The organism is Pseudarthrobacter sp. PvP090 (genome assembly GCF_040547365.1).
Lineage (GTDB): Bacteria > Actinomycetota > Actinomycetes > Actinomycetales > Micrococcaceae > Arthrobacter.
In genome coordinates this window covers 56,372-69,405 of sequence record NZ_JBEPPO010000016.1, presented here as the reverse complement: position 1 = coordinate 69,405, position 13,034 = coordinate 56,372, and the positions used below count along the sequence as shown (strand labels likewise).

General features: G+C 68.3%; 11 protein-coding genes and 1 pseudogene. 9 read left to right on the top strand and 3 right to left on the bottom strand.

Annotated elements, in window-relative coordinates:
* Nucleotides 1-105: 105 nt before the first annotated feature.
* From topA to ABIC21_RS17445, 7 genes and pseudogenes are all read left to right on the top strand, one after another.
* Complete coding sequence (gene topA, locus ABIC21_RS17475; protein WP_354351648.1) at nucleotides 106-2,832, top strand: type I DNA topoisomerase; 2,727 nt, start codon at nucleotides 106-108, stop codon at nucleotides 2,830-2,832.
* A gap of 171 nt (nucleotides 2,833-3,003) precedes the next feature.
* A complete protein-coding gene (locus ABIC21_RS17470; RefSeq protein ID WP_354351647.1) occupies nucleotides 3,004-3,453 on the top strand; it encodes an SseB family protein in 450 nt (149 codons plus the stop codon).
* A 64-nt stretch (nucleotides 3,454-3,517) separates the two neighbouring features.
* Complete coding sequence (locus tag ABIC21_RS17465) at nucleotides 3,518-4,546, top strand: Ppx/GppA phosphatase family protein (protein ID WP_354351646.1); 1,029 nt, start codon at nucleotides 3,518-3,520, stop codon at nucleotides 4,544-4,546.
* 131 nt (nucleotides 4,547-4,677) lie between these two features.
* Nucleotides 4,678-5,019 carry a YciI family protein gene (locus ABIC21_RS17460; RefSeq protein WP_354351645.1) on the top strand — a complete coding sequence of 114 codons (342 nt, stop codon included), beginning with the start codon at nucleotides 4,678-4,680 and terminating at the stop codon, nucleotides 5,017-5,019.
* A gap of 12 nt (nucleotides 5,020-5,031) precedes the next feature.
* Complete coding sequence (locus tag ABIC21_RS17455; protein WP_354351644.1) at nucleotides 5,032-6,381, top strand: RNA polymerase sigma factor; 1,350 nt, start codon at nucleotides 5,032-5,034, stop codon at nucleotides 6,379-6,381.
* 246 nt (nucleotides 6,382-6,627) lie between these two features.
* A complete protein-coding gene (gene proC, locus ABIC21_RS17450) occupies nucleotides 6,628-7,461 on the top strand; it encodes a pyrroline-5-carboxylate reductase (protein ID WP_354351643.1) in 834 nt (277 codons plus the stop codon).
* Between the two features lie 42 nt (nucleotides 7,462-7,503).
* Nucleotides 7,504-8,082 (top strand): annotated as a pseudogene (locus ABIC21_RS17445) (HhH-GPD-type base excision DNA repair protein); the annotation flags it as partial.
* A 205-nt stretch (nucleotides 8,083-8,287) separates the two neighbouring features.
* Here the strand turns inward: ABIC21_RS17445 and ABIC21_RS17440 are convergent.
* Both ABIC21_RS17440 and ABIC21_RS17435 read right to left on the bottom strand, forming a co-directional pair.
* A complete protein-coding gene (locus tag ABIC21_RS17440) occupies nucleotides 8,288-8,926 on the bottom strand; it encodes a potassium channel family protein (protein ID WP_370871241.1) in 639 nt (212 codons plus the stop codon).
* A gap of 40 nt (nucleotides 8,927-8,966) precedes the next feature.
* On the bottom strand, nucleotides 8,967-10,397 hold the full coding sequence (locus tag ABIC21_RS17435) for a TrkH family potassium uptake protein (protein ID WP_354351642.1): 1,431 nt from the start codon (nucleotides 10,395-10,397) through the stop codon (nucleotides 8,967-8,969).
* Nucleotides 10,398-10,500: 103 nt separating this feature from the next.
* Here ABIC21_RS17435 and ABIC21_RS17430 point away from each other — a divergent pair, with 103 nt between their 5' ends.
* A complete protein-coding gene (locus tag ABIC21_RS17430) occupies nucleotides 10,501-11,724 on the top strand; it encodes an acetoin utilization protein AcuC (RefSeq protein ID WP_354351641.1) in 1,224 nt (407 codons plus the stop codon).
* A 68-nt stretch (nucleotides 11,725-11,792) separates the two neighbouring features.
* Here the strand turns inward: ABIC21_RS17430 and ABIC21_RS17425 are convergent, their stop codons facing one another.
* The gene (locus tag ABIC21_RS17425) at nucleotides 11,793-12,305 is read right to left on the bottom strand and encodes a hypothetical protein (protein ID WP_354351640.1); all 513 of its coding nucleotides are present in this window, start codon (nucleotides 12,303-12,305) and stop codon (nucleotides 11,793-11,795) included.
* A 164-nt stretch (nucleotides 12,306-12,469) separates the two neighbouring features.
* Here ABIC21_RS17425 and ABIC21_RS17420 point away from each other — a divergent pair, with 164 nt between their 5' ends.
* Nucleotides 12,470-13,027 (top strand): ArsR/SmtB family transcription factor, encoded by a 558-nt coding sequence (locus ABIC21_RS17420; RefSeq protein ID WP_354351639.1) that lies wholly within the window; start codon nucleotides 12,470-12,472, stop codon nucleotides 13,025-13,027.
* Nucleotides 13,028-13,034: the final 7 nt, after the last annotated feature.

Here is a 13,034-nt window from a genome sequence, read left to right as displayed (position 1 = left end):
CGGGGACCCTCCGTTTGGGGCCGGATGCGCGGGAATCCGCAAAATATGGTGAACTAGGCGGGTATGGGCGCATCTGCCCGAGCCACCTTTTTCTGTAGGAGCACCGTGCCAAGCAAGGCCAAAACCGGCAAGAAACTCGTGATCGTGGAGTCTCCCGCCAAGAGCAAGACCATCGCCAAGTACCTCGGCGAGGGCTTCATCGTTGAGGCCTCCATTGGTCACATCCGCGACCTCCCGCAGCCGTCGGAACTGCCCGCGGAGCTGAAGAAGACCTCGGTGGGCAAGTTCGCCGTCGACGTTGATAACGACTTCAAGCCGTACTACGTGGTGTCCCCGGACAAGAAGAAAAAGGTCGCCGAACTCAAGGCCCAGCTCAAAGACGCTGACGCTCTTTATCTCGCAACCGATGGGGACCGCGAGGGCGAGGCCATCGCGTGGCACCTGCTGGAAGTGCTCAAGCCCAAGGTGCCGGTCTACCGGATGACCTTCGGTGAGATCACCAAGGAAGCCATCCACCGCGCCATGGACAACCTGCGCGACGTCGACCAGGACCTTGTGGACGCGCAGGAAACCCGCCGTGTGCTGGACCGCCTCTACGGCTACGAGATCTCCCCGGTGCTGTGGCGCAAGGTGGCCCGCGGTCTCTCCGCCGGCCGCGTGCAGTCCGTCGTGACCCGCATGGTGGTGGACCGCGAGCGTGAGCGGATGGCCTTCAAGTCGGCCTCCTACTGGGACCTGACCGGCCAGTTCGGCGCCGGGTCCGGCTCCTTCAAGGCCAAACTGGCGATGGTCGACGGCGCCAAGGTCGCCAGCGGCCGCGATTTCAACGACAGCGGCGAACTGACCTCCCGCAACGCCGTGCACCTCAACGAGGACCTCGCCACCTCCCTCGCCGCCGGGCTTCAGGACGCCGATTTCCGCGTCCGCTCCGTCGATACCAAGCCGTACACCCGCCGCCCGGCCGCGCCGTTCACCACCTCGACGCTGCAGCAGGAGGCCGGCCGCAAGCTGCGCTTCTCCTCCAAGAGCACCATGCAAGTGGCCCAGCGTCTGTACGAAAACGGCTACATCACCTATATGCGTACGGACTCCTCCGCGCTGAGCAACGAGGCCGTCACTGCCGCGCGGCGCCAGGCCTCCGAGCTGTACGGCCCGGAATACGTGCCCGCATCCCCGCGCGTCTACAGCGGCAAGGCCGCGAACGCGCAGGAGGCCCACGAGGCCATCCGCCCCGCCGGTGACTCCTTCCGCACCCCGGCCCAGGTGGCCAAGCAGCTCTCCGGCGACGAGTTCCGGCTCTACGAGCTGATCTGGAAGCGCACCGTCGCCTCGCAGATGGCCGACGCCAAGGGCTCCACCGCGACGATCCGCCTCGGCGCCGTTGCTGCCGACGGCCGCGACGCCGAGTTCTCGGCCTCCGGCACCGTCATTACCTTCCCCGGCTTCCTCGCCGCCTACGAAGAGGGCAAGGACGAAAGCCGCGGCGACGACGACTCCGACGAGGCCCGCCGGCTCCCGAACGTCGCCAAGGACGACGCGCTCACCGCCTCGGAGATTGCCGCCGTCGGGCACGAAACGTCCCCGCCGCCGCGCTACACCGAAGCGTCGCTGACCGCCGAGCTGGAGAAGAAGGGCATCGGCCGCCCGTCGACGTACGCCTCCACCATCTCTACCATCCAGGACCGCGGCTACGTCCGGAAGCAGGGCTCCGCGCTGGTCCCGAGCTGGATCGCATTCTCCGTGATCCGGCTGCTCGAACAGCACTTCCACGACTACGTGGACTACGAGTTCACCGCCGACATGGAAGCGGACCTCGACAAGATCGCCAACGGCCAGGCCGAGGGGCCCGCCTGGCTCAAGCACTTCTACTTCGGCGAGGATTCCAACCCCGGGCTGCTGAGCATCGTCAACAACCTCGGCGAGATCGACGCCCGCGAAATCAACTCCATTCCGATCACCGAGGGCATCACGCTGCGGGTCGGGAAGTTCGGCCCCTACCTGGAAAGCTCCGTCCCCACCCTCGATCCGAAGACCGGCGAAGTGGTGGAGGCCGCCCGCGCCAACGTCCCCGAGGACCTGGCCCCGGATGAGCTCACCGCGGCCAAGGCGGTCGAACTGATGGAAACCGCCGCCCCCGAGGAGCGGGTTCTCGGCGCGGACCCGCACACCGGGCACACCGTCGTCGCCAAGAACGGCCGCTACGGCGCCTACGTCACCGAGGTCATCCCGGAGATGACCGAGGAACAGCTCGCCAACCAGCCGGTCGAGTACTACAAGAACGGCAAGCCCAAACCGCCGAAGAAACCCGTGAAGGCCAAGCCCCGCACCGGGTCGCTCTTCGCCTCGATGAGCGTGGACAGCATCACCCTGGACGAGGCCCTGCAGCTGATGAGCCTGCCCCGGGTGCTCGGGCAGGACGCCGAAGGCAACCCGATCACGGTGCAGAACGGCCGCTTCGGCCCGTACCTGAAGAAGGGCACGGACTCCCGGTCCATCGGCTCGGAAGAGGAAATCTTCACGATCACGCTGGAACAGGCCCTGGAGATCTACTCCCAGCCGAAGCAGCGCGGCGCCCGCGCCGCTGTCCCGCCGCTGGCCGAATTCGGCCCGGACCCGGTCTCGGAGAAGAACATCGTGGTGAAGGAAGGCCGCTTCGGCCCGTACATCACCGACGGCGTCACCAACATCACCGTGCCGCGCTCCACCTCGCTGGAGGAGCTCACCCGGGAACAGGCCGTCGAACTCCTCGCGGAGAAGCGCGCCAAGGGCCCGGTCAAGCGCACGACGACGGCCCGCAAGGCCCCCGCCCGCAAGGCTGCCGCCAAAAAGTAGCACTGCCGCCCGACCGAGGTCGCCGGAACCGTGCGGGTTCGCCGGAAGTTTCCCCGCGAGCCCGCACGCTTCCGGCGATTTCGCGCTGGGGCCCGCAGGTTTCCGGCGACCTCGCGTTGCGGCGCGCTGCGGGCGTTTGCGGACCCGGGCGCAACGTGATCGAGTAGAGACATGACTGAACAGCCCGATCACTTGGACCTCCAGCCGCTGAACGACCTCGAAGAGAAGCTTGCCCGGGGAGAGGAGCCCGACGCCAACCCCGTTGACGTCATCCTCGCTTTCCTCAACAACGAGGTCTACATCGTCAGCTCCGACGCGCTCGAAGGCGCCGATTCCCAGGTTGAGCCGCTGGTGCTGGCCAACTCGGCCGGGAAGCCTGTCCTGGCCGTGTTCTCCCACCCGAACCGCGTCACCGAGCAGTACCTGGAGGCCGCCCCCAACGTGCTCGGCACCCAGGGCGCCGCGATCCTGGGCAACCTTGGCGACGACCTCGGCATGGTCATCAACCCCGGCGCGGCTTTCGGCTTCGAAATCGATCCGGAAGGCGTGGCGAACATCCGCCGCGACTTCAAGCCCGCCGACGAGCCCGATGACGTCCCCGGCGAGGACGGCCAGGCCTAGGCCGGCTGTCGGGGCGCGGCCGGCCCGTTAGGCGGGCCGCGTTCCCGGGCGCAATAATGACACTATGCGTCTTGGCGTCCTCGATATTGGATCAAACACCGTCCACCTCCTGCTCGTCGATGCCCACCCCGGTGCGCGCCCTGTGCCGTTCGCCTCGCACAAGCGCCCGCTCTCCCTCGTGCAGTTCCTCGAGAGCGACGGCAGCATCAACGACGCCGGCCAGCATGAGCTGATCGAATTCGTCCTCGAAGCGTGGGAATTCGCGGCCAAGCACAAGGCCGAAGACCTGCTGGCGTTCTGTACCTCCGCCATCCGCGAGGCCACCAACGGCCCGGCCGTGCTGGCCCGCGTCAAGCATGAGACCACTGTGACGCTGCGGGAACTGACCGGTAGCGAAGAAGCCTCAATGACGTTCTTCGCAGTCCGCCGCTGGTACGGATGGGGTGCCGGGCCCATCCTGAACCTCGACATCGGCGGCGGCTCCTTCGAGATGGCCTACGGGGAGGATGAACTCCCCGAACTCGCGACGTCCGTCCCGCTCGGAGCGAGCCGGCTCACCCGGGACTGGCTGCAGGAGGACCCGCCCTCGGCCAAGAGCGTGAAGGAACTCCGCCGCTATATCCGGACCACGCTCAAGCCGGTGGTGCGCGACTTCGCGAAACTCGGCAAGGCAAACCACGTCGCGGGCACGTCCAAGACCTTCCGCTCACTGGCCCGGATTGCGGGGGCCGCGCCCAGCGGCGCGGGCCCGTACGTCAAGCGGGAACTGTTCGCCACGGACCTGGGCCTGTGGGCGCAGCGCATCTCGGCGATGGAGGTCGAGGACCGGCTGAATCTTCCCGGTGTCTCCGAAGCACGCGCCCCGCAGCTCCTGGCGGGGGCCCTGGTGGCGGAAGCTGCCCTGGAAATGTTTGAGTTTCCGAGCATGGAGATCTGTCCCTGGGCTCTCCGCGAAGGCCTGATTCTCCGCCGGCTGGACCAGCTGGTCTTCGAAGGTCCGCTGGACCCCGCACCCCACGTGACCCAGACCGACCACCCCGCCAAGCCGCAGTCACCCGATGCAGAGGCGCCGGACACCACGAAATCCCAGTAGGCAGGCACCCTGTGACGGCTTCGCCGGAGGCAAGACTGCCGGCAGGGCGGTGTCGATCCGGACACCGGCCGTTCGTCTAGTAGGTGAGAGGCCGGTATGGAACCGGCCGAATCGTCAAGGAGGACAACACCATGGCAGAGTACCTGCTCAGCGTTTACCAGCCCGTCGGCCCGGCCCCGGCCCCGGACTTCCTGGAGCCGATCATGCGGGACGTCGAGGCCCTGAACCGCGAAATGAAGGCCGCCGGCGCCTGGGTGTTCGGGGCCGGTCTCCATCCGACCGAGACCGCCACCGTCGTGCGGCAGCAGGGCACCGGGGTGCTCATCACGGACGGGCCTTTCGCCGAAGCCAAGGAGCACATAGGCGGGTTCACCGTCATCGAGGCGCCGGACCTCGACGAAGCCCTCGGCTGGGCTGAAAAACTGGCCCGCGCCACCACCCTGCCCATCGAAGTGCGGCCCGTCCAGCACTAGGCAGCCCCGGAAATGGTCCGCGAAACCGCGTCCGCACCGCCGCCGGATCCAGCACCGCCGCCGGATCCAGCGCCGCCGCCGGAACCCGCCGGGGCGTCGGCGTCGGCGGCGGACATAGCCCGCATCTTCCGGGAGGAATACGGCCGTGCCGTCGCCGTCCTGACCCGCATGCTCGGGGACATCGATGCCGCCGAGGACGCCGTGCAGGAAGCCTTCACCCTCGCCGTCCGGCACTGGCCCTCCACCGGTGTGCCGCCCAGCCCCGCGGGCTGGATCATCACCACGGCCAGGAACCGGGCGACCGACCGGCTGCGCCGGGAGGCCGGGCGCGGCGACAAACAGCTCCAGGCCGCGCAGCTGCAGGCGGCACGCTCCCCGGCAGTGCCGACGCCCGAGGAACTTGTGATCACTGAATTCTCAAAGGAGGGCACGGTGGACGACGACAGGCTGCGGCTGATGTTCGCCTGCTGCCACCCGGCCCTCGCCCTCAACGCACAGGTGGCACTGACGCTGCGGCTGCTGGGTGGACTCACGACGGCGGAAATCGCCCGCGCCTTCCTGGTGCCGGAGACCACCATGGCCCAGCGCCTGGTCCGGGCCAAGACGAAAATCCGGGACGCCAGGATCCCGTACCGCGTGCCGCGCGGGGCGGAACTTCCGGCGCGTCTGCCACCGGTGCTCGCCGTGGTGTACCTCATCTTCAACGAGGGCTACAGCGCCAGCTCCGGCGGTCCCTTCATCCGGGAGGACCTCTGCCGGGAGGCGATCAGGCTGGGGCGCCTGCTGGCCACGCTCATGCCGGACGAAGCCGAAGTGAAGGGGCTGCTGGCCCTGATGCTGCTGACCGAATCACGGCGCACCGCGCGGGAAGCCGGCGGCGGCCCTGTACTCCTGCCGGACCAGGACCGCCGCCTGTGGGACCGGGCCCTGGTCGCGGAGGGCCAGGAACTGGTGCGGCAGTGCCTGCGGCGGAACCGGCCGGGACCGTACCAGCTCCAGGCCGCCATCAGTGCGGTCCACAGCGACGCGCCCGACGCCGCCGCCACGGACTGGCGCCAGATCCTCCGGCTCTACGACCAGCTCCTCGAGCTTGCGCCCGGGCCGGTTGTGGCTCTCAACCGGGCGGTCGCACTGGCCGAGCTGGAGGGCCCGGACCCGGCCCTGCGCTTGATCGACGCGCTCGGGCTGGAGGGTTACTCCCCGTTCCACGCCGTCCGCGCAGACTTCCTGGCCCGGCTGGGCCGCAACGGTGAGGCCGCCGCAGCGTACGACGCTGCGCTGCAGCTGGCGGGAAACGCGGCCGACCGGAAATTCCTCGAAACCCGGCTGCAGGAGGCCCGGCTGCGGGCTGCCGGGCAGTAGCCGGACTGATGCGGGTCCGCCGGAGTGCGGCTGCCCGTTAACGGCGAAGGCACCGGCGGTCCGCTGCGGGAAAATGGGGGAAACCCGCTGCAGACCACCGGTGCCGGGCAGACATCCGCATGCCTGCCGCATCACTCGCACCCTCACTCAATGAGGTAACCACCACGTTAGTCACGGAGTTTGTGAAGACGCTGACCTGAAGATGGGAGCTGGCTGGGAATCGGGCCGGACTGCAATGATGGGGGCATGAGCAACCGAATCGCATTCCTGGGCTGTGGATCAATGAACGAGGCCATTATGGGCGGCCTGATCGCCGGCGGCACCGACCCGGCGGACATCGTCGCCACGGTCCGCCGCGCCGAACGCGCCGACCAGCTGGCCAAACGGCACCACGGCATCACGGCCATCGCCGGCGCCGAAGAGCCGGAGAACAACAAACAGGCGGCCACCGGCTCCGGCGTCGTGATCCTGGGCGTCAAACCCGTGGGGATCGCGGACCTGGCCCGTGAGATCGGCGATTCGCTGGCGCCAGACGCGATCGTCATCAGCGTCGCCGCCGCGGTGTCGCTGGAGCAGCTGGAAGCGGCCCTGCCGGCCGGCCAGCCCGTGATCCGGAGCATGCCCAACACCCCTGCGCAGCTGGGCCGGGGCGTCATTTCCGTGTCGCCGGGCACTCACTGTTCCCCGGCGCAGCTCCAGCTCGCCAAGGACCTCCTGGCCTCCGCGGGCACCGTCGTCGAAATCCCCGAAGACCAGGTCGACGCGCTGTCCGCCATCAGCGGCTCCGGCCCCGCGTACGCGTTCTACCTGGCCGAAGCGATGGCCGACGCCGGCGTCGAACTCGGACTGGACCGTGAGCTCTCGCTGCTCATTGCCCGGGAAACCGTCGCCGGGGCCGGCCTGATGTTGGCCGAGGCCGGCGCGGATCCGACCGCGCTGCGCAAGGCCGTCACCAGCCCCAACGGCACCACCGAACGCGCCATCGCCACCTTTGATGCGCGCGGCCTGCCCTCGATCATCGCCGACGGCGCCCGGGCCGCCGCCGCCCGGGCCGCAGAGATCACCAAGCAGCTGGCCTAGCGGCAGGCGCGGCCCATGACGAAGACCGGACCGGGTGGCAGGATGGGACCCATGGAACTGCATATCACAGGGGATCCCGCGGCGGACAAACTTCTCAGCGACGACGCGTTTGCGCTGCTCACCGGCATGCTGCTTGACCAGCAGGTGACCATGGAGTCGGCCTTTGCCGGTCCGGAGAAGATCCGGGCGCGCATCGGTTCCATGGATCCGGCCGCGATCGCCGGCTACGATCCGCAAGAGTTCGTCGAGATGTTTAAGGAGCGCCCGGCCGTCCACCGGTTCCCCGGATCAATGGCCGGCCGCGTCCAGTCCCTTGCCGAGACGGTGCACAACGACTGGAACGGCGACGCTACGGCCATCTGGACGCAGGGTGACCCCGACGGGCAGGAGGTGCTGCGCCGGCTCAAGGCCTTGCCGGGATTTGGCGAGCAAAAAGCGAAGATCTTCTTGGCTCTGCTGGGGAAGCAGTGTGGCCTCCAGGCTGAAGGCTGGCGCGAGGCCGCCGGCCACTACGGTCAGGAGAACGCCTTCCTGTCCGTTGCTGACATTGTGGATCCGGAGTCGCTGAGCAAGGTGCGGGCCAGCAAGCAGGCGGCCAAGTCCGCCGCGAAGGCTGCGAAGACCGCCGTCGGGCCTCATAGCGCCTCAGCTCCGGCGCCCCGGGTATCACCGCTTCCACCCCGCGGAGACGGCATTAGGGGCGGCGGCGACGCGCAATCCGTCTCATGACGCGCGAAAGCCCTGGCGCTACCGTATTCCGGCAGCGCCAGGGCTTTCGCGCAGCGCCAGGGCTTTCGCGTGTCGCCAGGCGGAATCCGCCGCGCCGCTACGGGCGGGCGGCGAACCGCTCCAGCAGGTCCACGTGCCCGGAAACAATGAGCATGTCCCGTGAGGACACCTTCGTCTCCGGCCGCGCGTACGTGAAGTCCTCGCCCGGGGACTTCACGCCCACGATCGTGACCCCGTACTTGGAGCGGACCTTGGATTCGTCCAGGGTGAAGCCCACGGTCTCGCGCGGCGGATACATCTTCACGATCGCGAAGTCGTCGTCGAACTCGATGAAGTCCAGCATGCGGCCGGAGACCAGGTGCGCGGCGCGGACACCGGCGTCGGCCTCCGGGTAGATCACGTGGTTGGCGCCGATCCGGGTCAGGATCTTGCCGTGCGAGGGCGTGATCGCCTTAACCCAGAGGTGCTCGATGCCGAGGTCCACGAGGTTCACGGTGATCAGCACCGAGGATTCGATCGAGGTGCCCACGCCCACGACGGCGGAGCTGAACTCCTGCGCGCCGAGCTGGCGGAGCGCATCGATGTTGGTCGCGTCGGCCTCGACGACGTGCGTCAGGGTGCTGGACCACTTCTGCACCAGGTTCCGGTCGCGTTCGATGGCCAGCACCTCGCGGCCCTGCTTGACCAGCTGTTCGGCGGTGGAGGCACCGAAACGGCCCAGCCCGATCACCAGCACGGGGGCGTTGTGGGCGGGGCGGTTGACGGCGCCTGAGGAACTAGCCAATGATCGGTCTCTCTTCCGGGTAGTGGTACAGCTGGCTGCGCTGGCGCAGGGCCAGGGCGGCGGCGAGGGTGACGGTCCCGACGCGCCCGGCGAACATCAGGGCGGTGAGGACGTAAACCCCCGACGGCGGGAGCTCGGCACTGAGGTTCGTGCTGAGGCCCACCGTGGCGAAGGCGGAAATAGTTTCAAAGAGCACCCGGTCCAGGGATGCGCCGCTGATGTAAAGCAGCAGCATGGCCGACACGGCGACGAGGGAGGCGCCGGCGACGATCACCGAGATGGCCACCCGCATGGTGCCTTCGGGGATGGTGCGGCCGTAGACCTTTACGTCGGAGTCACCGCGGGCCTCGGCCGCGATCGCCAGGAACATCACGGCGATGGTGGTCACCTTGATGCCGCCCGCCGTCGACGCCGAACCTCCACCGGCGAACATCAGGGCGTCGGTGAGCAGCATCGTGGTGGAGTCCATCTGGTTCTGGTCCACCAGGTTGAAGCCGCCGGAGCGGGTCATCACGGACGCGAAAAGCGAATGGATGACCTTGTCGCCCGCGCTCATGCCGCCGATGGTCCGCAGGTTCTCCCACTCCATCAGCCCCCACAGCACGGTACCGGCACCCAGCAGGATCAGCGAGACCTGGATGGTCAGCTTGGTGTGCAGGTTCCATTTCTTCCAGTTCAGGCCGTTCTGCTGCAGCACCATCACCACAGGGAAACCCAGGCTGCCGAAGAAGACACCGACCATCAGGGGCACGAGGATCCACAAATCGGTCTCATAGGGGACGATGCCGTCCGAGTGCGGCGTGAAGCCGGCGTTGTTGAACGCCGAAATCGCGTAGAACACACCGTGCCAGACAGCCTGGCCGAAGCTTTCGCCCAGCATCAGGAACCGCGGGATCAGCGCTACCGCCAGCGCGGCCTCGATCACCACCGAGGTCACGATGACGATCCGCAGCAGGGTGCCCACCTCGCCGAGGCGGCCGGCATTCATGGCTTCCTGGGCGATCAGCTTGCCGCGGACACCCAGCTTCTTGCTCACCATGAGGGCCAGCAGCGAGGCCAGGGTAAGGGTCCCCAGCCCGCCCACGAAGACGCCGATCAGGATGACAAGCTGGCCGAAGAAGGACCAGTGCACCGCCGTGGACACCACGGTCAGGCCCGTCACGCAGACGGCCGACACCGCAGTGAACAGGGCCTGGTGCAACGGCGTGACATCACCGGTGGCGGAGGACACCGGCAGGGACAACAAGGCAGTGAAGACCAGGACCACCATGCCGAACGCGGTCAGGGCGAGGCGGGCCGGCGACGTGTTGGCGATGTTGTCGACAAAGTCGCGGAGGCGTGTGAAGATCCACAGGCCTTCCCGCTCCGGAGTGCCCGGGTGCCAGTTGGCCGGGCTCTTGGACCTCGACTGGCTCTGCGTCATGTGTGGCTTTTCCTCGCTTGAAACTGCTTCCTTCAGTAGTAAACCACTAAACCCCCCGCAATGACTGGGGAACGTGCCCCCGCGCTCGGGTAGCCTGTGATTGATGACATACCTCCCGGGGCTCGCCAAGGCCGCACTGCCAACGACGGTGGTGTGGGATCCCGCCATGACCGCCTACAACTTCGGCCACAGCCACCCGATGGCCCCGGAACGGATGGAGCTTACCGCCAGGCTCGCCGAAAGCCTCGGGCTGCTGGACCTGGAGCACGTCACGGTCTCGGCCCCGGACGTCGCCAGCGACGCGGAGCTGTGCACCGTCCACAGCCCCGAGTTCGTCGCCGCGGTGCGGCGTGTGAGCGCCGATCCCGGCACCCCGGACCTGGAACGCGGCCTCGGCACCGAGGATGACCCGGCCTTCGCCGGCATGCACGAGGCCAGTGCCCGGCTGGCCGGCGGATCCCTGCTCGCCGCCGCCGCCATCCTGGACGGCAGCGCCGTCCGGGCCGTGAACTTCGGCGCGGGCATGCACCACGCGGCCCGCGAGCGCGCGAGCGGCTTCTGCATCTACAACGACGCTGCCCTCGCCATCCAGCGGCTGCTCGACGGCGGCATGCAGCGCGTGGTGTACATCGACATCGACGCCCACCACGGCGACGGAACCCAGAGCATCTTCTGGGACGACCCGCGCGTGCTGACGATCTCCCTGCACGAGACGGGGCTGACCCTGTTCCCGGGCACCGGCTACGCCAACGAGATCGGCGGGCCCAACGCACAGGGCAGCGCCGTGAACGTGGCCCTGCCGGCCGGGACCGGCGACGGCGGCTGGCTGCGGGCCTTCCACGCCGTGGTGCCGCAGCTCGTGGGCGCCTTCGAGCCCGAGGTCATCGTGAGCCAGCACGGCTGCGACTCCCACCGGCTGGACCCGCTCACGCACCTCAACATCAGCGTCGACGGCCAGCGGGAAGCCGCCACCGCGATCGGCAACCTCGCGGCCCGCTACTGCGAGGACCGCTGGATCTCCACCGGCGGAGGGGGTTACAACGTCATCACCGTGGTGCCCCGGGCCTGGAGCCACCTGATCGCGATCGCGGCCGGGCGTCCCGTCCCGCTGCGCACCCCCGTGCCGGAGGACTGGCGCAGCTACGTGAAGGACAAGTACGGGGACAAGTACGGGGTCGCCGCTCCGGAAATGATGGGTGATGACGTCGACCTCTGGTGGCGCTCCTGGGAGGTCGGCTTCGACCCGAACGACGAAGTGGACCGGACCGTCATGGCCACCCGCAAGGAAATCTTCCCGCTCTACGGGCTGGACCCCTGGTTCGACTAGGTAGCTGGCAGTTGCGGCCGTTATGAGCCCTGAAAACGGCCCCTGCTGCGAGTTAGATGATTAAACGGCTAACCCGCTGCGGAGGCCTGCGGGCTGGGCTTCTCGGTCTGGAACACCACCCCGGCCGCGCCGATGATCCAGCCCAGCAGCGAGAGGGAGAACGCCCCGATCAGGTCGGTGGAGGCGGTGCCTTTCACCAGCCAGACGCCGAGCACCAGCAGCCCGACCACGAGGTACACCATCAACGCGGCGATGACCCGGCCGGAGAGCTTTGTGGTGAACCCGCCGGCCTCGAAGACGCCGGCCGGCGCCTGGCCGGCAGCCTCCGCACTGCCGCTCTGCTCCTCCCGGCGCACCTCGGCCATGGTGAAGCCGAGGGCGGAGGCGGTTAATGAACTCAGCGAGGTGGACAGCGCCCCGGCGGCGCAGACGACGGCGCCGTTCAGCTTGGGCGGGGTGCCCGGGACCTCCGGGACGAACACCCAGACCTGAAGCAGCACGGTGCCCCAGACGATCACGAACAGGGCCAGGAATACGGCAGCGATGATGTTGAACAGCTGTGTCCGGAAGAAATCCCCCATGGTGGTCCACTCCTCTGCGTCGGTAGGCTGCGGCCTCACCTGCCGGGAAGGCGGTGCGTCCGTTCTAGCACCGGGCGCGGGACGGGGGCAATGCCCGGCGGCTCCAGCCGGGGCCCGCAATTTAGTGGATGCCATCCGGCGTATATGTCGCTAGTGTGGAGGGCATGGTGACAGACGACGTATTTGCCGTCATTGCTGAGGCAACCCGGCGTGACATTCTGGTATCCCTCCGCAAGGGGGACAAGGCAGTGGGGGAGCTGGTCCAGGAGCTCGAGGCCAGCCAGCCCACCATTTCCAAGCATCTTAAGGTGCTCCGCGAAGCGGACCTGGTGAGCATGCGCGCCCAGGGCCAGAAGCGCTACTACACCCTCAATCCCAAGCCGCTGGCCGGCGTCGCCAGCTGGCTGGAGACGTTCGACGTCGGCGCTGCCGCCACCGTGGAACCGTCGCCGGCCCGGACGGCGGAACTCCGGCTTCAGGTCGTACCTGACACGCTCGCTGCCGCCGCTACAGCCGCCCCGCCCGCCGCCCCGGCTTCGCAGCCTGCCGCGGCGCTCGCCGGCCGGCCCGCCGGAAGCCCGCTGAGCCCCGCCGTCGTCCTCCCGGTCGGCACGGCCGGCGAGGACAAAATGCCGCAGCAGATCGGCCGCACCGTCGGCAGGGCCGCCACCCGGGCCGCGGACCTCCTCGCCAGCCTGCCGAAGTTCGGCCGCAAGAAGTAGCCCGGCC

Coding starts and splice junctions, on each gene's coding strand:
- ABIC21_RS17420 (WP_354351639.1), top strand. CDS start 12,470: ATGGTGACAGACGACGTATTTGCCGTCATTGCTGAGGCAACCCGGCGT.
- ABIC21_RS17470 (WP_354351647.1), top strand. CDS start 3,004: ATGACTGAACAGCCCGATCACTTGGACCTCCAGCCGCTGAACGACCTC.
- ABIC21_RS17430 (WP_354351641.1), top strand. CDS start 10,501: ATGACATACCTCCCGGGGCTCGCCAAGGCCGCACTGCCAACGACGGTG.
- ABIC21_RS17435 (WP_354351642.1), bottom strand. CDS start 10,397: ATGACGCAGAGCCAGTCGAGGTCCAAGAGCCCGGCCAACTGGCACCCG.
- ABIC21_RS17455 (WP_354351644.1), top strand. CDS start 5,032: ATGGTCCGCGAAACCGCGTCCGCACCGCCGCCGGATCCAGCACCGCCG.
- proC (WP_354351643.1), top strand. CDS start 6,628: ATGAGCAACCGAATCGCATTCCTGGGCTGTGGATCAATGAACGAGGCC.
- ABIC21_RS17465 (WP_354351646.1), top strand. CDS start 3,518: ATGCGTCTTGGCGTCCTCGATATTGGATCAAACACCGTCCACCTCCTG.
- ABIC21_RS17460 (WP_354351645.1), top strand. CDS start 4,678: ATGGCAGAGTACCTGCTCAGCGTTTACCAGCCCGTCGGCCCGGCCCCG.
- ABIC21_RS17425 (WP_354351640.1), bottom strand. CDS start 12,305: ATGGGGGATTTCTTCCGGACACAGCTGTTCAACATCATCGCTGCCGTA.